The 19950-nt window shown below is 34.3% G+C and carries 20 protein-coding genes and 1 pseudogene; 14 read left to right on the top strand and 7 right to left on the bottom strand.

Going from position 1 to position 19950, the window contains the following annotated elements:
* The first annotated feature begins 117 nt into the window (after positions 1-117).
* From JL105_RS07555 to JL105_RS07545, 3 genes are all read left to right on the top strand, one after another.
* Positions 118-1373, top strand: a protein-coding gene (locus JL105_RS07555; protein ID WP_420485346.1) for an IS3 family transposase whose coding sequence is annotated in 2 segments (ribosomal slippage) — positions 118-412 and positions 412-1373 — 1257 coding nt in all. Because the reading frame shifts where the segments join, the coding sequence is not laid out codon by codon here.
* A gap of 222 nt (positions 1374-1595) precedes the next feature.
* The gene (locus JL105_RS07550) at positions 1596-2099 is read left to right on the top strand and encodes a hypothetical protein (protein ID WP_132029495.1); all 504 of its coding nucleotides are present in this window, start codon (positions 1596-1598) and stop codon (positions 2097-2099) included.
* Between the two features lie 47 nt (positions 2100-2146).
* Positions 2147-2689, top strand: a complete 543-nt coding sequence (locus JL105_RS07545) for a hypothetical protein (protein WP_132029497.1) — start codon at positions 2147-2149, stop codon at positions 2687-2689.
* 297 nt (positions 2690-2986) lie between these two features.
* Here the strand turns inward: JL105_RS07545 and JL105_RS07540 are convergent, their stop codons facing one another.
* From JL105_RS07540 to istA, 4 genes are all read right to left on the bottom strand, one after another.
* Positions 2987-3409, bottom strand: coding sequence for a DUF2178 domain-containing protein (locus tag JL105_RS07540; protein WP_132029499.1), 423 nt, complete (start codon positions 3407-3409; stop codon positions 2987-2989).
* Positions 3406-3609 (bottom strand): helix-turn-helix transcriptional regulator, encoded by a 204-nt coding sequence (locus JL105_RS07535; RefSeq protein ID WP_132029501.1) that lies wholly within the window; start codon positions 3607-3609, stop codon positions 3406-3408. Before JL105_RS07535 ends, JL105_RS07540 begins: the two co-directional genes overlap by 4 nt.
* A gap of 405 nt (positions 3610-4014) precedes the next feature.
* Positions 4015-4731, bottom strand: coding sequence for an IS21-like element helper ATPase IstB (gene istB, locus JL105_RS07530; protein WP_132029503.1), 717 nt, complete (start codon positions 4729-4731; stop codon positions 4015-4017).
* Positions 4728-6230 carry an IS21 family transposase gene (gene istA / locus JL105_RS07525; RefSeq protein ID WP_132029505.1) on the bottom strand — a complete coding sequence of 501 codons (1503 nt, stop codon included), beginning with the start codon at positions 6228-6230 and terminating at the stop codon, positions 4728-4730. The genes istB and istA overlap by 4 nt, the downstream gene beginning before the upstream one ends.
* 259 nt (positions 6231-6489) lie before the next feature.
* Between istA and JL105_RS07520 the strand changes: the two genes are divergently transcribed.
* The 5 genes from JL105_RS07520 (at position 6490) to JL105_RS07500 (ending at position 10928) form a co-directional block, all read left to right on the top strand.
* Positions 6490-6861 (top strand): hypothetical protein, encoded by a 372-nt coding sequence (locus tag JL105_RS07520; protein ID WP_132029507.1) that lies wholly within the window; start codon positions 6490-6492, stop codon positions 6859-6861.
* A gap of 126 nt (positions 6862-6987) precedes the next feature.
* Entirely contained in the window at positions 6988-7794 is an 807-nt protein-coding gene (locus JL105_RS07515; protein WP_132029509.1) for a hypothetical protein, read from the top strand.
* A 296-nt stretch (positions 7795-8090) separates the two neighbouring features.
* Positions 8091-8228: an SHOCT domain-containing protein gene (locus tag JL105_RS07510; protein ID WP_170169649.1), complete on the top strand. Its 138-nt coding sequence runs from the start codon at positions 8091-8093 to the stop codon at positions 8226-8228.
* A 63-nt stretch (positions 8229-8291) separates the two neighbouring features.
* A complete protein-coding gene (locus JL105_RS07505) occupies positions 8292-10025 on the top strand; it encodes a recombinase family protein (RefSeq protein ID WP_132029511.1) in 1734 nt (577 codons plus the stop codon).
* 252 nt (positions 10026-10277) lie between these two features.
* Positions 10278-10928 carry a hypothetical protein gene (locus JL105_RS07500; protein WP_014256664.1) on the top strand — a complete coding sequence of 217 codons (651 nt, stop codon included), beginning with the start codon at positions 10278-10280 and terminating at the stop codon, positions 10926-10928.
* A gap of 214 nt (positions 10929-11142) precedes the next feature.
* Here the strand turns inward: JL105_RS07500 and JL105_RS07495 are convergent, their stop codons facing one another.
* Positions 11143-11394: a transposase gene (locus JL105_RS07495; protein ID WP_014256663.1), complete on the bottom strand. Its 252-nt coding sequence runs from the start codon at positions 11392-11394 to the stop codon at positions 11143-11145.
* A 145-nt stretch (positions 11395-11539) separates the two neighbouring features.
* Here JL105_RS07495 and JL105_RS07490 point away from each other — a divergent pair, with 145 nt between their 5' ends.
* A complete protein-coding gene (locus JL105_RS07490) occupies positions 11540-12076 on the top strand; it encodes a hypothetical protein (protein WP_003515960.1) in 537 nt (178 codons plus the stop codon).
* Positions 12077-12352: 276 nt separating this feature from the next.
* On the opposite strand, the pseudogene JL105_RS07485 reads toward JL105_RS07490, so the two are convergent.
* Positions 12353-13523, bottom strand: a pseudogene (locus tag JL105_RS07485) (IS3 family transposase).
* A 563-nt stretch (positions 13524-14086) separates the two neighbouring features.
* A complete protein-coding gene (erm, locus tag JL105_RS07480) occupies positions 14087-14875 on the bottom strand; it encodes a 23S ribosomal RNA methyltransferase Erm (RefSeq protein WP_132029515.1) in 789 nt (262 codons plus the stop codon).
* 210 nt (positions 14876-15085) lie between these two features.
* Between erm and JL105_RS07475 the strand changes: the two genes are divergently transcribed.
* The 5 genes from JL105_RS07475 (at position 15086) to JL105_RS07455 (ending at position 19906) form a co-directional block, all read left to right on the top strand.
* The gene (locus JL105_RS07475; RefSeq protein ID WP_132029517.1) at positions 15086-15661 is read left to right on the top strand and encodes a hypothetical protein; all 576 of its coding nucleotides are present in this window, start codon (positions 15086-15088) and stop codon (positions 15659-15661) included.
* Positions 15662-15702: 41 nt separating this feature from the next.
* Positions 15703-18126, top strand: coding sequence for a glycosyl hydrolase family 18 protein (locus tag JL105_RS07470; RefSeq protein ID WP_202690462.1), 2424 nt, complete (start codon positions 15703-15705; stop codon positions 18124-18126).
* Between the two features lie 87 nt (positions 18127-18213).
* Positions 18214-18633 (top strand): phage holin family protein, encoded by a 420-nt coding sequence (locus tag JL105_RS07465; protein WP_014256673.1) that lies wholly within the window; start codon positions 18214-18216, stop codon positions 18631-18633.
* The gene (locus JL105_RS11555) at positions 18630-19634 is read left to right on the top strand and encodes an N-acetylmuramoyl-L-alanine amidase (protein ID WP_132029521.1); all 1005 of its coding nucleotides are present in this window, start codon (positions 18630-18632) and stop codon (positions 19632-19634) included. The genes JL105_RS07465 and JL105_RS11555 overlap by 4 nt, the downstream gene beginning before the upstream one ends.
* A gap of 53 nt (positions 19635-19687) precedes the next feature.
* Positions 19688-19906, top strand: coding sequence for an SHOCT domain-containing protein (locus tag JL105_RS07455; RefSeq protein WP_132029523.1), 219 nt, complete (start codon positions 19688-19690; stop codon positions 19904-19906).
* The last annotated feature ends 44 nt before the right edge of the window (positions 19907-19950 follow it).

Here is a 19950-nt window from a genome sequence, read left to right as displayed (position 1 = left end):
GTGACATAATGGTTAAAGTTTTTGAATTTATAAGGTCATAACTATTAAACCCCCTAACCAATTTGGACAATCGCACACTAATTTAGTAAAATAAAAATTAATAGGAGGTTGTCTAAATTGAAATGGAAAGGTAAAAGGTATCCAGAAGAATTTAAGCGTCAAATTGTTAAGGAAGTAGAAGAAACAGGCAATGCTTCTTTAGTTGCAAGAAGACACGATTTAGTTCCTGGCACTGTTACTCGCTGGGTTAGGGAGTCAAAGAAGCAAAATGGATTAATTCCAAGTTCTAATTATTCCAATAATATTAATGCTAAATCTTTAGAAGAAGAAAATGAACAATTGAAAAAATTACTAGGTGAAAAAGATTTAGAAATAGCCATTCTTAGAGACCTTTTAAAAAAAACGAACCCACAATAGAAGATAAAGTTAACATTGCAAAGAAATGGATTGATCTAGGATATACCGCAGTTACTGTCCTTAAAATTGTAGGCTTAAGTAGGTCTACCTATTATTACAACATTAAAAAAAGAGCTAAATCTGAAGATGTAAATGAAGATATTATAACGAATAAAGGTGGTAGACCAATTCCTGGTTATTCTTTTGATAAAGATGGAGACCGCATTTGTGATGAACAAATAAAAGAATATATATTAGAAATCATAGAAACAGAGGGATTGTACTATGGTTATTACAAAATAACTGTGTTATTAGGGAGAAAATTTAATTTAATCATAAATAAGAAAAAAGTATATAGATTATGTAAAGAACTTGAGGTCCTAAGGCCTCAAAGGAAAATTAAACCTAAATATCCTAGAAAAATAGCTATAAATAGAGAAATAACAACATCAAATTCCCTTTGGGAAGTAGATGTTAAATATGGTTATATTCATGGTGAAGATAGATTCTTCTATATAGCTTCCTTTTTAGATGTATATGATAGAAATATAGTAGAATATCATATGGGATTATCTTGTAAAACTGAAGACATAATCGTAACCCTTAAAAGGGGATTAATGAAGCGGGAACTTTATAATAAGAAAATTAACTTGATTATAAGGTCAGATAATGGCCCACAATTTATCAGCAATAAATTTCAAGATACTTGTAAAGAATTAAAATTAGAGCATGAAAGGATACCATTTAAGACTCCAAATAAAAATGCCCATATAGAAGCTTTTCATAGATTGTTAGAAGATGAATGTTTGTCAAGGTACGAATTTAAAAGCTATACAGAAGCTTATGAAGCAGTATCTGAATATATTAAATTCTACAATAAAGTTAGAATCCATAGTTCTTTAGGATATATTTCACCAGTAGAATTTTACCATAAAACATTGGAAGGAACAGCAAAACCTTTGAAAATAAAGCTTTAATACTTTGCCTTCAAGTGCCTAACACATTAATATTTAGCTGAAATCAAGGGCTTGCTTTAAGGGGCGTAGCCTTTACCCTTGATGAAGATAAATATTAATGTACAATAAACCAAGGGCAAAATGAAATATTATGATATTGGAAGTATTATTGAATTCTTGTCCAAAATTAAGGGGTCAATCCGATAGTATAATGTTTATATTAGTTGATGGGGGTATTCTATAATGAAATATAGAGTAGAAAAACATAATGAATTTATTCAAAAACATAATATTATAGGAATAGAATCTTTTGATTGTAATGGTATAAAAATTACAAGGAATTCTGTTATAGATATAATCTATCTTTCTAATTGGGAGAAATTAAATCAGAGTCATAGACTCCAAAGTATTATCTGGATGTTTGAAATTCTAGTAGAAAATTATGAACTTAATGACTATCTTAAGGCATTGTTATTTATCCCTAAAAAGGGTTTTGAAACAGCTTTTGCTAATTATGATAAAGAAGAAAAAGTTATTTTTTTAAATCCAGAGTACATTGGAGTAAATAGTTTGTTTATAATATGGAACTTATTTCATGAAATAAGACATGCCATTCAATATAAAAATCAAGACTTGATATCTCAAGGCTATATCCCAATGGATGATTTTTATAGAAGCTTTCGCTATTATTTTACTTACGATGGAACCACATATCTTTTTAACAATGATGAGGAATTTCAATTTTAGATCTTGAAGTAGAAAAAGTAATTTATAATTTTAAAGACGGGTCATATATGGCAAGAGCTAAATCTAAAACAAGTATAGATACTAAATTTGCCATATATTATCGTAGCGGTGATATTAGGGATGATTATGAAAGCTATGTATTAGGAAAGTTTAATACATTACAAAGATTTTCAGATGAATATTCTGCCATTGCTAAGAAAATTATTGCAGAAGAACTTGGATATGAAAACAATACTACAATGGTAATGTATAAAATGGATGATAAGGCTAGAAAAATTTTAGAACTTGATATGGAATTCGATAAATCACTGCCCTTGTGTTCAGAGGTTTTAATCAGGTTGGATTTAGAAGATAGCTCCTTAGAAGAAGTGGCAAAGGTTTTAATGGATGCCCATAAGGCATTTTTAGAGAATAACTGTAATTTTACAGAATATAGCTTATATGGTGAAAAAGATGATACACATGTAAGTGTATATGGAATCACTCCTAAATACATTGAAAGTGGTGAACTTATAAACCTTCTTAAAGAAGCTAAAGATAATGAAGGTGTTGATGGAATCTATATTTTTATTAAAGAAGAAAATAAATAGCTATGGATTTAATAAAAATTAATATTAGTTGGGAATGATTTGGGAAAGTTATTTTTCGAAATTTATAGAAAAGTACTTGGTGTTTACAGTTTTGAGGGGGTTCCATATGCTTAGTAACTAATTATTGACATAATAAGACTCTTTTTTGGTTTTAATTCATATTTCTAAGTAGTGCCAGAAAAGAGTCTTATTCAACTAAACACAGACTTAATTAAATCACCCTTTGGTAAAATCAATTATTTAGAAGTTTTTTGAGTTTGTCATAGCTAGAATTAAAATAAATTCAACTATTAAATTTTATAGTTTTTTGTTATAATATCTAACAAAAATCCAGTAGCTAATAATTTGAATTATAAAAGTTCCAAGTGCAACTATAGCAAACCAAAGATGATCTAAAGTTAAAAATATAATAGAAGCAATCCCTACTACACATAATGTGAGTATAAAAGTAGCATATCCAGCATTACTCCTTATAAAAATATTACGCTCATCATATTTAGCGCTCATTTGTTCCTCATATTTTTGGGGGTGTATTTTAATTTTGTACAGGTTAATACTACTAATTGCGGTAAATGCTCCACCTATTCCAACTAAACCACTTATAATAAATCTTACATTATTAAAATTCGATATTTTTCCTAGAACTAATCCAGATATTACAATAATAACACCTACTACTAGAAAAATAGTGTTAGTAGTTTTACTTTCCTTTACATTCATTTTTCTACCTCCTCATAAATAAAGATATCTTCAATTTTTTTATTAAAATATTTTGCAATTTTAAATGCTAAAATGATTGACGGATTATATCGCCCATTTTCAATTGAGCTAATAGTTTGCCGAGAGACCTTTAATTCTTTTGCTAGTTCTTCTTGTTTTATACCTCTTTCTTTTCTTAGTTTTTCTAAATTATTCTTCAAAATCTCATGCAACCTCCTTTCAACAAATGTAAAGCTACCTTTACATCTATAATATACCAATTATATTAATATTTGTCAAGCTGATTTTCCAAATGGTGGATATTAGTAAACATAGACATCTTTTTTCATAAAATCAATGATTATAGCATAGTTAGATTGTTTTTACTATTTTCTATTTTATTAATTATTAGAAGCAACTTATAAATGGACGCTAATGAAATCCTTAAAAAGAGTAGGTATGAGAAAAATTTGAAGATATGAATTAATAATAAATAAAATTTATTTATATATAATGGCTTAATAGAATGAGAGGTAGTAAGATAAATAATTGTGTTTGGCAATATGAAAATACAATTTTTGGCCATTTAAAATACAAGTTTCCATGTGTAATTGCCAGCACAATTTTTACCTAATTAATGAGTTGGCCATACGATAGCTTTTTCCTGTAAATATTAGCATGTGTGAGTGGTGTATTAGTCTATCTACTATTGCAGCTGTAAGCTTTTCATCAAATAAAAAGCCTTTCCATTTTCCAAATTCTATGTTTGTCGTTATGATAATACTTTTTGTTTCATAGCAGATTGAAACGATGTCAAATAGGAGTCTTGCTCCTTCTTGATGAAGGGGAAGGTACCCCCATTCATCAAGGATAAGTAGGTCCGCTTGATTGATTTTCTTGTAAATGGATGATTTTTTCTTTTGATCGTCTGATTCTAGTTGGTTGATTAAATCATGGACTCGATAGAAAACTGCTTTTTTACCTTCATTTATCAGCTTAACTCCAAGGGCTACTGATAGATGCGTTTTTCCAGTTCCTACTGAGCCATAAAGAATTAAATTTTCTTTTTTATCTACAAAGGATAGTGATTCAAGTTCTTGTACCCTTAAGCTGTTTGGAAATCTGATTTGTGAGTAATCGTAGCCTTCTAATGATTTTAATACTTGAAATCCTGCATTCTTTAAATTTCTGATTCTCCTTTTTTCTTCCCTATCTTCATTTAGCTCTTTTAGTAGTTTAAGTAAGAATTCCTCATGACTTTCTGCTTCAATATTTGGATAGATCTCCATAAGGCTACTGGATAGTCTCAGTTTCTTTTGATATTTACTAATTTCTTCCCTCATCTTCTCTCACCTCCAAGTAGCAAGAGGTCATATTGGTTGATATCAACTTCATATGGTGGTAAATCTTCTGGAAAATATATTGTACTTTCAAAGAGAGTGTGGTCTTCTTTGAATCGCTTGTATGTTATCTCTACAGCCTCTGGGGATATTGACTTGTGTTTTAAAGTTTCTTTTAATACCTTGTCGGCATAGTCCATATCTTCTTCTAATAGTATCATTCTCAATACATCAAAGGCTTGTCTGTAAGATTCTTTATCTAAGGACTTAAGATAATCTTGCCATGATGTAGGAAGTAGTGAATATATACTTAAATATTTCAAGGCATTTGGCCTTAACTTGATTATGTCAATGAAGTCTATATAATTTATGGATTCCTGCCCTCTTTCAAACAGCCTAGGGTGTTCTGTAATCTTAACTGATAAATCCTTTGTGAGGATTTCTATTTTGTTGGCCATTATCTTTAAAACTACAGTTTCTCCCACATATTTTGGGCTTACTGAATATCGACATCCTGAATATTCTACAAGTCCATATTTATTCACTTTTCTGTTTTCATAATTAGCTGTATCAAAGACTACCTTGTTAACAGGAATCATCAATGTTTTTTCTGATTCAAATAGATCTTTAATTGGTACCTTATGACGGTAATGAAGTTCTTTATTGGCCTCAAGGCATTTCTCAAGGAGCTTTTGGTTAAATTCATCTAAATCCTTAATTGTTGGCTCAGGAACGAAAATGTTTCTCCTAATGGTACCTACCTTGTTTTCTACATTCCCTTTTTCATGGCCACTGTTTGGATTGCAAAGCTTAATATCAAAGCCATAATGGGTTGCAAATCTCACTATGAAGTCTGTTGGTTTTACAACACCTCTCTCATCCCTAGTTCGCAGTGCCACAGAGGACATTTGGTCAAACCAAATAGTATTAGGTACATAGCCCATGAAGTTAAAGATAGTTACCATTCCTTCTAGAAGGGCTTCCCTTGTTTCGCTTCTTGTGGCTACTGCAAAGCCTGCATTAGATTTTGGAAATGATAATACTAGCATATGGAAATCTTTCAATGTACCATTCTCATAGGCTTTAAAGCAGCCAAAATCTACTTGTGCCTCCCCGCCTGGATGCTCAAGCTTTAGATAGGCATTATCAGCTCCATAAACTTTTTCCCTTTCTTCTTTGACAATTCTCCTTACGGTTCTTTCTGAAACCTTTAATAAATCAGGATATTCCTCTTTTAACCTATCATAGATTCTTTTGGCAGTATGCTTTTGTTTATGGTGTCTGAACTTATCTTCGGTAAGCCATTTATTGATGATCGGCCTTAAGACATCGGATTTATTAGGTCTTTTAACTTTATGTTCTTTTGAATTAAAGTCATCTTGTTCTATGTATTTTTTAATAGTGCGATAATTTCTTCCAGTCAGATTACAAATTTCAGTAATATTTTTGCCTTCCCAAAAGTATAAATCTCGTATATAATTTACTTGAGTAATTGTCAGCACATCCTTTCCCCCCTACTAAGTTTGCTCACTTAATAGGGTATAATTTTGGGATTGTACTGGCAATTACTTTTTGTATTTTTGATGACCATTTATTGCATTTTTATTTTACCAAATACATGTAGATTAATTAATGGATGTAGTTTTATAATTTGATAGCTGTAGATTTTTGTGGTCCAGATTAAGTTTTGTAGAGATATTCTACAAAATTTAATCTGGATCTTTTTGCTTTTTTAAAAAATATAAAGGGGAGGTGATTACTGTGATAAAGCAAGATAAAAATTTAAAAGGAGTTGATAAAGATATGAAGATTAATAACATTGACAGCAAAGAATATTTTATTAGTTTTAAAGTACAGTCAGCCGAAAAAACAAATAAAAAGAATTCAAAACAAGAGAATTATGATATTAAAGACAAAACAATAGCAGAAGGACAAAGTAAAGCTATTCAAGGAAACAAAATTGTTATTAAAAAAATTGAGAAGAAAGAGCAAGATAAAAAAGCAACTTATTACCTTGGAGAACCCCTTATTGAAAGGATTAACAAGACAGCAGAGTATTTAAATATTGGAAAGTCTGCTCTTGTTAAGTTTTTATTAGAAGTGGGTCTAGAACTTCTTGAAATAGAAGACTAAACAAAATTCAGTTTTTATAACTTACCCGAAATTAAGCCTTATAAATTCTTTAGAGGCTTAGTTTCGGGGTGTTTTTTATTTTTTGATAACTTTTAAATGTAATTATAAATTTTTAGGAGGGTTTATATGAGAATAGTTACATTTGAACAGTTTCAATCAATGAAAAAAAGAGAAAAAAAGAAAATTGGATTTGACAAAATACTTCATTTAATAATTACTTCTGAGGAAATTAGAAATCTTAACTTTAGTAAAATTGAGTATGTATTAACTGAATTATTAGAGCTACTAAATTCTGAAGATAAATCAGAAGTCCTGAAATTTGGTTTATTTAACTCTTTTTTTCATGAAAGCCTTGTAATAACAGTTTCAGGTTATATTAATGACAGTAGGGAGTTATATGAAATAGAAGAAGTTGCCATATACTTCAAAAAATTATTTAAGGAATATCCAGAGATTTTTTATTTTCTAAAACTTGAGAAATCGATTTTTATAGTTCTAAGCTTAATAGAAAAAGAAAGAAAAATTAGTAATGGAGATATTAGAAGTTTTGAGTATGATAAGCACGCTTTAGAAAAAATTTTTACGCATATTAATGGAATTAAAATCAATACCTTAAGAAAAATTGATGCAATAGTAAGCTCATTTGATGAAATTAAATTATGGAATGAAGTATACTTACCTTTAATGAAGTTTCTAAGAAATGATAGAAAAATAAACGAGATTGTCAAGAGATATAAAAAAGAAGTATCGAATAACTTAGAAATGAGTGGATTTGGTTCATCATTTATAAATGATGGTAACAGAATTTTAAATGTTGTTAGATTGAGTGACATTTATTATGGTTCAATATGCAATAATTGTGGGACTAATACTATACTATTAAAAATTGACAATCAGAATAAAGTCGATGAAGAAACTAGTATTGTCTATTAATGAAATAGTAATAGATGTAGAACACATTGAAAAATATAGCTGGCTTTGCCCAAATTGCGAAGGCAAATGGAAGCAACTTAGATATGATTCTAAGTCAGGTCTAATATATATGTAGATAGAAAGCAACTCATATAGTTGTACTAAATAGATATTGAATTAAACAATAGGAGGATCTGGTTCCTAATATGAGCCAGATCCTTTATCCATTTATATGCTTAGTTAAATTTCACTACTTTTATGCATTTTGGGCAGTTCTCTGTTGTAGAAATTTAGGTTTTTACAAAAGGAGGTAATACATGGATAAAAGAATTAGTTATGCTGTTCAATTAGCAATGTTGAAAAGATTATTAAATAATAAAGTCATAAGTGTGGCTGAGTATAAAATGATTAAGCAATATCTTAAAGATAAATATAAAATAATAAATGTTGCTTAGAATTGTATCTACTGATAAAATCAAGCTAATAGTGAATAAAGATACAAGTGAGGTGATTGGGGAATGAGCAATAATAAGGTGGAAGTTATTGAGGCATCTTTGGATAGGATAGATAGAAAAAACTCTAAAGAAATCAAAAGGCTGCGTGTTGCAGCCTACTGTAGAGTAAGTACAGATAGTAATGAACAGCTAGAAAGCTACCAATCTCAAGTAAGGTATTATAAAGATTTAATAAATTCAAATGAAAATTGGGAATATGTAGGAGTTTATGCAGATGAAGCTATCTCAGGCACTCAAGTGAGACACAGGCAAGGTTTTCAGCAAATGATAAACGATGCACTTGATGGGAAAATAGATTTAATTCTAACCAAATCCATTTCTAGATTTGCTCGTAACACCCTAGATATACTTCAATATGTACGCTTATTAAAAGATAAAAATGTTGCTATTCTATTTGAGAAAGAAAATATAAACACATTAGATATGGCAGGAGAGATGTTACTAACTATCCTAAGTTCCTTAGCTCAGGCAGAAAGCGAGAGCATTTCAAGGAATGTAAAATTAGGATTAAGAATGAAAATGAAAAGGGGTGAGTTAGTAGGGTTTCATGGTTGCCTAGGGTACGATTATGATCCTGAAACTAAAACTTTGACAATAAATGAAAAAGAAGCTGAAATAGTGAGATATATCTTTAGACGATATGTAGAAGGTGCAGGTTGCTTCACAATAGCAAAAGAACTTACACAGCTAGGATTCAAAACTAAAAATGGTAATAGCACATGGCATGAAAGTTCTGTTAGGAGAATCATAAAAAATGAAAAATATAAAGGCGATGTTATTATGGGTAAGACATTTACAGTAGACCCAATTTCAAAGCGTAGGCTTGAGAATTTTGGAGAAGAGACTATGTATAGGATAAGAGATCACCACGAACCTATAATCCCTAGAGAGGTTTTTGATAAAGCACAAGAAATATTACAGAAAAGAAGTGCAAGACATAGTAATAAAGGGAGAGGAGAAAAATATAGTAGGAAATACGCATTTTCCAGTCTGATCCAATGCGGATTTTGTAATAGTAGTTTTACTCGTCGTACATGGCATTCTGGTACAAAATATGAAAAGATTACATGGAGTTGTGTGACAGCGATCAAAAAGGGAAAGAAAAATTGTCCACACAGCAAGAGTATAGCGGAAAAAGATTTAGAATCTACATTCATAGATGCTTTTAATTTAATGATAAGCAAGAACAAGCAGATAACAGAGGAATTTATAAAAAATGTAGAAACTACACTTAGTAATTCTGGTACAATTAAAAAGTTGAAAGAGATAGAAATAAAAACAAGTGAAATAGAAAAAAAGATAGATAATTTAATGAATCTCTACCTTGAAGGCACACTTAGAAAAGAAAATTTCGAAGCTAAATATGCAGAATTATTAAATGAACTTGAAAAAGTAAAGGTTAGAGAAAAAGAATTGCAATCAATAGTTAATGAGGAAGGTGACTTAAAAAACAGAATTGCTGCCTTTAGAAAGTTATTCGAAGATAACAAGTTTTTAGAGGAATTTGATAGAGAAATTTTTGAAACAGTAATAGATAAAATATTAGTGGGGAAGATTGATGAAGAAGGAGTTGTTAATCCATATTCAATTACATTTGTATTTAAGACTGGTCTAGAAATAGAGAAAAAAGATATAGATAATAATTTGTATCTACATTCCACACACGACACATGTGGAGTGTGTGGTATTGATGTCAAGGGTGGGAAAATAGGTACTAATCGAAATATTGATAAATAGTAGGTTTCCAGACATTGAGTTTTCCTTTCGGCTACTTTGCCGGAGATATCAATGTTGGGAAACCTTTATTTTTATTGATTGGGGAAACATATCAACTGCCATGAAAATAATAGGGTTGAGTTGACAGCTTAGATTTTTTGTAGGGGTTGAGGAGATGGAATAGATGTGATAAAATGAATAAATAGACTAATCATAATATCATATTATTGACACAATGTTAAATAGGCTTATTTTATAAAGGGGGATAAATAAATGATAAATATTACTAATATAAAAGGTATTTCAAGTAGTTATCCAGAAGAAATTGAAGGAACAAATGAATGGTATTCATGCAGAGAAGGAACAGTTGAATATTGTGACTTATATGAAGCGCAAGAGATATTTAATAACGATGGATTTTTTAAAGGAATGAATTATCACTTAATCCATTATCCTGATGGGGAAGTACATTCACCATTTCAAATCCAAGGGAATGTATATGTTGAAAAACCTATATGGAATAATGGGATATTTAATTTTTTAGTTGTTGATTTTCATGAAAAGCTAATTAAAATTAAAAAATATATCCCAGAAAAACAAAAATTAGAAGTTATTACTGAATTGTCTTTATCAGAAGTTGAAGACTGCTATAACTTAAAGCTTGAAACAACGCCACTTACTCTTGGAAGAAGTGGAAATGATGGCTTCTATGAAATTGTTTGGCCAGAAAAAAAGAAAATTGCAATTGGAAAAACAGAGACAGTATTATTTCGGGATGGGGATAGGTTGTATCTATCTGAATGGTATGAAGATCCCGAATATCATGAAAATGTAATAGTAAGAAACATTCAAACAGGAGAAATAATAGAAAAAAGCGAAGGCTATTTACGTAGACTACCTAATAACGTGTACTGGAAAATCTAAATACAAATTAAATATTTTAAATATCGTTTATTCGGATTGACCCCTTAATTTTGGACAAAAACTCACTAATACTTTCAATATCATAGTATTTTATTTTGGCCTTGTCTGATTTTACATTAATATTTACCTTCATCAAGGGTAAAGGCTACGCCCCGCTAAGGCGGGCCCTTGATTTCAGCTAAATATTAATGTGTAGTTATTTGAGGACAAAATATCAAAGTTTTACTACTAGTAATTTTTTCAATTGTTCATTTTCTTCTTCTAAAGATTTAGCATTAATATTATTGGAATAATTAGAACTTGGAATTAATCCATTTTGCTTCTTTGACTCCCTAACCCAGCGAGTAACAGTGCCAGGAACTAAATCGTGTCTTCTTGCAACTAAAGAAGCATTGCCTGTTTCTTCTACTTCCTTAACAATTTGACGCTTAAATTCTTCTGGATACCTTTTACCTTTCCCTTTCAATTTAGACAACCTCCTATTAATTTTTATTTTACTAAATTAGTGTGCGATTGTCCAAATTGGTTAGGGGGCTTAATAGATGGAAAATTAGCGATGCATGGGTAAATAAGAAATAAATAGAATATTATTTGAAAGGTTATGATGTACAATGGATTTAGATAAGTTAGAGAGAATTATAAAAAATGAAAAATGGGAAGAACTTATAGGTTTTTTTGATGCTATTAATGAAGATTATTTAAAAACAGTTGAGAAATATGATCTTTTCAGAATTTCTTTTTACACTTGGTATGTTATGGCTGAATGGGGAAGATTATCACCAAAATTAGAAAAATGTTTAAACCAAGCAGAAAATATATTACTAGATGCCTTTAAAATAGCAACTGAGAAATATTCAAATGACGGAGATTATTTGTGGTTTTATGGTTATTTAATTAGTGTTTTTCCGGAACACTTTGTATCAGTATATTCTGATTATTTAAAAGCAGAAAATACAGGAAAACAAATGTTAAATGTGGCTTCACAAATGCAATATACTTTAGCAATTATTTTTAATGAAAAGTTTTCGGAAAAAGATGTTTTGGAAAGTGGGAAAAAAGACTTAGAAAACATATTTGATAAAAGTACAGAAGTATATAATTATTTTATTAAAATGATAGAACTGATAGAGTCTGAGAATAAAAAATAGAATATTTCAAATAGAAAAATATATAATGTTTCTGCTAAAGCAAAGTTATAAGCGTTCATCTTGAATTCATAGGGGGTAAAATTAAAATACTCCCTTATTTTTCTGTGAAAATTTATCACCTTGATATGTCAACACTTTTTTGGACATATTTTTACCGAACAATTTATATAAATCCCCATGAATTTGTTTGCAATTATAAGATTATTTATTTTGGTCCAGTCAAGGGTAAATGAACTCGCTATCGCTCGCCCTTCACAGAACCAAAAAATAATCTTTTTAAACAGATGCAAATTCACAGGAAATTTTATCCTTAGAACCATTTAAACTTAGTTGTTTTTCCTTGTATTCCATAGGTGTTAGATAACCTAATGAGCCATGTAATCTATGGTTATTGTACCAATTTATATAATCCATTAATTCAATCTCTAATTCTTTTAAACTACCAAATTTTTTGCCCTTTATACATTCAGTTTTTAATATATGGTTAAAGGTTTCTGCTGGTGAATTATCATAAGGACAGCCTTTAGCGCTTAATGACCTTTTAATTTCAAAAGTAGTAACTACTTCATCTATTAATTTATTTTTAAATTCATTACCTCTGTCTGTATGAAATATTTCTATTTCAGATAAAGGATATCTACAAGTAAGGAATACCTGATATACAAGCTGTGCATCCTTATTTTCTCCAACAGAATATCCTATAATTTCTTTATTGTGTAAATCGAGTAGGGTACATATATAGCACCATCTTTTATTAACCCTCACATAGGTAAGGTCATTAACTACTACTTCTAGTTTTTTTCTATTATTAAATTCTCTATTTACTATATTTTCTATTTCATCTTCATTACATTTGCTTTTTCTTATTTTATATTGAGCTACAGTATAATTTGATACCAGTGAATATTTTTTCATAATTTGGCCTATTTTCCGCCTGGAAGCAATAATTCCTTCTCGTTGCAATTGTCTTTTAATTTTTCTGGTTCCATAATTATTTCTACTTTCTCTAAATATCCTAATTACAGCATTTTCTAGTTTTGTTTCTGCTTTAGAATTATTTTTTTCTTCCTTTCTTTTCTCTTTTTTAAGTGATAATACACAAGACTTCTATGGACCTTAAGAAATTTACACATTGCGTTAATACTGTATTTATATCTATTAGAGATAATCAGGTCTATTTTTTGCCTAGTATTAACGCTGCCTGCTTTAAAATATCATTCTCCATTTCAAGTTGCTTTACTTTTTTCCTTAGTCTAATTAACTCCTTTTCCTCTTCGGATTTGTTATCATTTACATTGAAGGATCCTGAGTCATTATATCTTTCTACCCATACTTTAATAGTTGATTTTGCAATTCCATATTCTCTATTAAGATCTGCCAAAGATTTACCATTATTATATAGTGCAACTATTTGTTTTTTGAATTCCTCTTCATATCGTTTTGCCATTTAAATTCCTCCCAAAGTTTTATATTTATATTATACCATTGTTCGGAATTTAATTGTCCTAATTAGTATAGCCTATCCAGTTTTGCCTACTGGGTCAATTCCGGCTTTGAAGTGGATACTGAGAATGGTGTTTCGGGAACTGCTTCCTTCAAGGCTGTTGGTGTACCTGGTATGACAAAGAGTCTGTCACAGACGGTATACCCAGCAACACGTAAAAGTTATACATTTTCAGCGCAGATTGCTTCCGAAAACCTTGAAAAGGGCGAAAACGGCCAGGTTGGTGTTGAGATAGTCATTGAATACGAGGACGGTACAGCAGAAACAAGATTTATAGACCTGATTTGAGGGTGATGATATGGCATATTTCAATCAGATTGCACACAGTATTTCTCCCAAAAGTATCAGCAGAGTCAAATCTATCACCATCAGGCTGTGCGTCACTGACTGCACCGGCACAGTGTACTTTACAGACTTATTGCTTCAGGGCGGCTCGGTTTCCACCGGATGGATCGGGCATGTATGCGAAATCCGGTGGACATTGGACGGGTAATGAGCCGCTAAAATTATTTTCTGCCTAACACATGCTCCCAGTAGCATCGGAAAAGGCAGAGCCACTGAACATAAAGAATCTCTGTAGGAGTAATATTTTTATTTTGCACACCAGCCTGACGGAATGCCCTAGATAATTGCTTGCTTGTAAAAAAACAGCGGAATCCATATTTTAGCGCCTTTGAAACAAATTGTTCATAGGCAAACCACTGGTTTGCGGGGATATCCGGCGGGCTCTTTTTCTTAAGATGAAGAAGTACTACATCAACGCCCGGTTTGGGATGAAAATCTTCCCTGCTGAAATAGTAAGCAATATCCAAATCAAATCTGGGCTTTATAAGCAGTGAACGCAATGATTCTGAAGGCTTACCCATGAAACGCTTGGCTGCGCCTTTTTCCATGGTAAGCCATGCTTCAGAAGGTGCGTTTTTGCACTCCGTGAGTTTTCGCATAATATCCGTAGTGAAGCAAAAGGGAATGTTTGAAAAAACCTTATAATCTTCGGATTGAGGAAGCTTCCACTTCATAAAATCCTGATGATATATACGGATATTTTTGACGTCCTTGAATTTTGCTGTCAATCTATTATATAAACGGCCGTCAATTTCGATTGCCGAAACTTTCCGGCATCTTTTTATCAAGAAACCTGTTATATGACCCTTTCCCGGGCCAATTTCAATCACATGATCATCCTTGTTAAGGGTTGTTCTGCGAATAATTCTGTTGATAATTTTGTAACTTGTTAAAAAGTTTTGAGATACCCAAATGGGCGGAGTTGTCCCTTTTTTTCTATTTTGGGGCATAAAAAATACACCTCTTTCGGTTTTTTTTTAATCGAAAAAGGGTGCACTAAAACAAAGACGCTGCTATTGAGCTATCTTTTGTTCAGGGCACCTTTATTTACGAATACGAAAAATACCACACATAGGTTTATACTAGCCTCCAAATATAAAATCTAATTATAGTTTAGCATTAATGCCTATGTTTGTCAAATAGTTTTGGAGGAAAAAACTATGCAGTTTTCAAGATTTGCGGAAACCATACAACTAAAAAGCAATAAGCATGTGGTGAGCGTAACTGTGACACTCAAGATCTCCGACTGTAACGGAATTATCTATTTCACCGACATGCAGCTTCAGGATGGAGATCAGTTGACAGGCTATACCGTTCACACGAGCAAAATGCTAACAAAGATGCATGAAAACGGGCAGCCAGTCCTGCCTCGGCATTATAACGGTGTGGTGCGAACAGCGGAGACTGTAGTCTTATTCAACCTTGGCAAAACTTCTGCTGGTCTTGACTGTTATATCTATCCTATACAGGATATGGCCGCAGGAAGTATTGAAATATCCCAAGGTATGGGCGCGCATAAGGTAAAGTTTCTTGACCCAGTTAATGCAGGCGATGAGCTGGCGCTCAAGGCTTCCACCCGCCAATGCCTTAAAAACGGAAGCCCCACTCGTAAGGATGGGTTTTATCAATACTCTGCGGCATGGGATAGCAAACATATGGTGAAGCTGGAAGAGAGAAAATCGGCGCGGGTGCTCTTTGAATTTCAGGAGATGCAAGAAGGCGGTGATCGGTTGTGAGGGATTTCTTAAAAGGTAAGCGGTGCATGGTGTGGAGTTTTATGGGAAATGCCCGAATATATGAAGCACTTAGAGACTATGGTGACCGCTTTGATACGGTAGGCATTTTTACTTTTGAGGTTGACGCAACAGGCACAATTACTGAAACCGGTACCAGCATCAGCAGCATGCTTCCGTATATTCAGAAATGGCCTCATATTAAGTGGCTGCTCACAATTATGAATCATGGAATAGCCAATATTTTTACTGCACTTCGCAACAACGAAAACGGTGCAAAGGATAAGTTTCTTACTGAAATCATCCGGATCATGAACAAGTATCCATGGTGTGCTGGGGTAGATATTGACCTGGAGCGCGGCGGAGGTTATGAAAACAAGGATGCGGCGAATGCTTTATTTAGGGATATATATAATACAGTTAAATCTTATGATGCAACAAAGCTTGTCAACATCTGCCTGCCGGGTATGACCGGCGTTCAAGGCTCGGTGGGCGGTGAAAATTGGTGTGTTTATGCCGATCTTAACGACTATTGCGATACCGCCGCCATCATGAGCTATGGCATGGCATGGGCGGGCTCTGCTCCCGGCCCAGTATCTCCTCGTGACTGGCTTGAGGGCATATATGATTATGCTGTTTCCGTTATGTCACCCGACAAGATATTCATGGGATTGCCTGCTTATGGTTGGAACTGGAGGATTCATGATACACCTGAAAACCTTGGAATAACCTATCGAGGAGTGTCTAATACCTACTATGCGGCAAAATACTGGATGACTGGGGTTTACAATTTCACAGGCGATGCACCGCCCCAGCCGTTTATTCCAATTGTGGTTTACTGGGATGACTATAACAAAGTACCTTGGGCTCTTCCTCATGTATATGATTATATGGAAGGATGGGATGCTGTATCCTGGGAATATCCGCTGCTAAAAGGGGTTTATAACAGGCGAAGATATTTGACAAGCTATGGCAAGGAGCAGAAAGCGGAGTTCGGAACCATTTATATTGACAGGAACGGAGTTCCGGATGAATACGAAGGAAATGTCATTATTACTGATGAGATGGCCTCACTTGGAGATGACCAGGCGTCAGCAGAGTACCGTTTTGAGATAACAGAAGCGGGATATTACGATATTGCAGTACAGCTTTGCTTTCCTTACTGGGACAAAAATGCGATTATCGTTTCCCTTGATGGTGAATCAAAGACTTTCAGCGAGAACCGTTTATGGTGGCCATACTGGAGAAGAGTTTGCTGGTTGACACTTGCAAAAGGTGTATTTCTCCAAGAGGGAACGCATGCTGTCAGCATAAGCGGTGGTGTGCCGGGAGTCCAGTTTTACGGTTTTAGGGTTTGCAGTGGATTTTCGGAGTATCCCTTTGCCGGTGAAGCCAGCTTTATGCTCTCTCCTCGTCGGTTCAAGGATGTAAATGGTGTGATGGTTGAGCCGGATCGAGGTTTTAAACTGACATTTGAAATGTTGCGAAGAAAACCCGACTCGGCGCTTATTTGGTATGAGGATTTTCGGGACAGGAACATCCTGCCTGAAAATTACTGGACTGTGTTGGACGGCGAATGGGATGTTTGGCAAGACCCAGAAAGCACAGAAAGTCGCCCATATTCCCAGCTCGAGGGATATGGCAAACTTGCATGGAAATACGACGGGTTTTCCGATATTCATATCCGGGCAAGGCTGGCTTTCCCTCAAAATAGCAGTGGACGGGCTGGGGTGTTCCTTGGGGATATTTTCTGCTGCTTAAATTATGACACGCAAAGAGTCGAGCTTTATCAAGGTAATTCCTTGCTTGGTAGCTATTCCACCAGTTTCTCAAAAACTGCAGATGCCGATCTTCGTGCTAATCCGAATATGTATACTATAGAGATGCGAAAACGCGGCAATAAGGTAAGAGTATATTCTGGTGCAGCTTCAACCCTGCGTTTCACAGTGAATGTAATCGGTGGTAGTGGTTATGCAGGGTACTGCTCGGACAACCGGACGGTATGCGAGCTGCTGCGGCTGGGCGATGCGTGGGTATATGAACCATACGAGCGTTTTGATGTGGAACTTCCGGATGGAAATATAACCAGCTTTGGCAGGCTTGCTCGCACTGGTGTCACGTGGGATGATGAATTTCAGGTGTTTTCAGTAAATAACGATGTGGAGGAATCGGCAACTCGCAATGAGGACATTTCGATGGACTATGATTTTTTCCACTCGCAGCTTTTGACGCTTTCCTGCGGTAATGACTATGAAGTAAAAATTATATCAAAAGACATCAATATCTGGATATCCCGTCTCTTCCTCGGAGATGCGGATGGTTTTTCTATTCTGTATTATCAGGATGCAGACAGCCTTGTTTACTGGGCAAACGAAGCGGCTTATCGATGGAAATTGCGAGGTATAGCCATCTGGTCGCTTGGGCAGGAGGATATGCGGCTGTGGGAGGCGCTTCCGAAGCAAATATAGGTTAAAAGTTTTATATATTCAGCGCTTTGCTTTAAGGCAGGGCGCTTTTTTATATGCAAAACTCAAGTTGAACGGAGGTTTAAGACAATGAAAACAGTATGGAACTGGGTACAGGCGGTTTTTACTGCTATTGGTGGATTTCTTGGCTGGTTTCTTGGAGGGCTGGATGGATTTTTATATGCGCTCATCGCTTTTGTGGCCATTGACTATGTGACCGGCGTGATGTGTGCCATTGTAGACAAAAAGCTTTCGAGTGAAGTCGGAGCCAAGGGCATCTTTAAGAAAGTGCTTATTTTTGTACTTGTAGGTGTAGGACACATCATCGACAGCCAGGTGCTCGGCAACGGCGGGGCAATCCGGACAGCGGTGATTTTCTTTTACCTGAGTAACGAGGGAATTTCAATTCTTGAGAATGCAGCACATATAGGACTGCCCATTCCTGAAAAGCTGAAGAACGCATTGGAACAACTGCATGGCCACTCAAATGAGGAGGATGAAAAGAAATGAAGCTTTTTACTAAATACATGACGCGAAACGATTGCTATACAGCAGGCCGCAAAATCACGCCTAAAGGAATCATGGTACATTCGACGGCTGTGCCGGGTGTAATGGCGGCTGAGTGGTTTTCCCGTTGGAACAAATCTTACAAAGCCGGTGAAATAAACAGGCAGGTATGTGTACATGCTTTTGTAGACGATAAAGAGATTTGGCAATACCTGCCTTGGAATCATCGCGGTTGGCATGCAGGAGGATCCGCCAACAATACCCATATTGGCTTTGAGATCTGTGAGCCTGCTGGGTTTTCGTATAAATCCGGGGCGGTGATGGTGGGTTATGATGCAGCAAAGCAGGAAGATTATTTCCGTAAAGCGTGGCAGAATGCCGTTGAACTCTGCGTTATGCTCTGCAAGAAGTACGGTCTTAATGAAAATGACATCATCTGCCACTCCGAAGGATATAGGCTCGGTATTGCCAGCAACCATGCTGATGTGATGCACTGGTTTCCCAAGCATGGGGAGAATATGGACACTTTCCGTAAAGCAGTAAAAAAAGCGCTGGAGAACAGTACAGATATCAATACTGATATTGGAATTGGAGATATGGTGGAGTTTAAGGTCAGTGTAAAGAATTACTTCCCCGGCAGTGTGGAAGTTCCAACGTGGGTCAAAAATGACTATTACCACAGGGTCACACAGACTTTATACAAAGGCAAGCCGGTCATAAAAGGCGGCAAAGAATGTGTATTGCTTGGCAAAAAGGTTAAGAAATCCGGCGGTCAAGAAATCGCAGGCATAAACACTTGGGTAGCAAAAGAAAACCTTGTAATTGTAAACAGCATTCCTGATAACAAGGGCAATAGAACCTATACCGTGCAAAAAGGCGATACCTTATGGAGAATAGCGGAAAAAGAACTCGGTAGAGGAACAAGATTTCCGGAGATTAAGAAACTGAATGGCCTGACTTCAGATACTATTTACCCCGGACAAGTTCTCAAATTGCCGGAATAATGATAAAGGACAGCCAATCGCGGCTGTCCTAAGTCTTTATAGGAGGTGCTTGAATGATAGAGGCGGCTAATCATTTACCATATAACCCGCAGGAAACTAACTATACAAAGATAACGCAGGAGGAACTTCAAAGAGAGGTTGATTACTGGCGGGCATACAAAATTCTGCAGAGGATGCTTAAGGCGGGACTGATTTCAGAAGAAGAATTCAACAAAATCGACAAGTTGAACCGCAAAACTTTCACGCCGATGTATGCACAGCTTATGGCCTAATTAGCTTGCTATTAGCGGCACACAGAGGTAACATGTCACATACC

Origin of the sequence: Keratinibaculum paraultunense, from assembly GCF_016767175.1 — a bacterium.
In the GTDB taxonomy this organism is placed as follows: Bacteria; Bacillota; Clostridia; order Tissierellales; family Tepidimicrobiaceae; genus Keratinibaculum; species Keratinibaculum paraultunense.
This window is presented reverse-complemented; position numbering and strand designations above follow the sequence as displayed.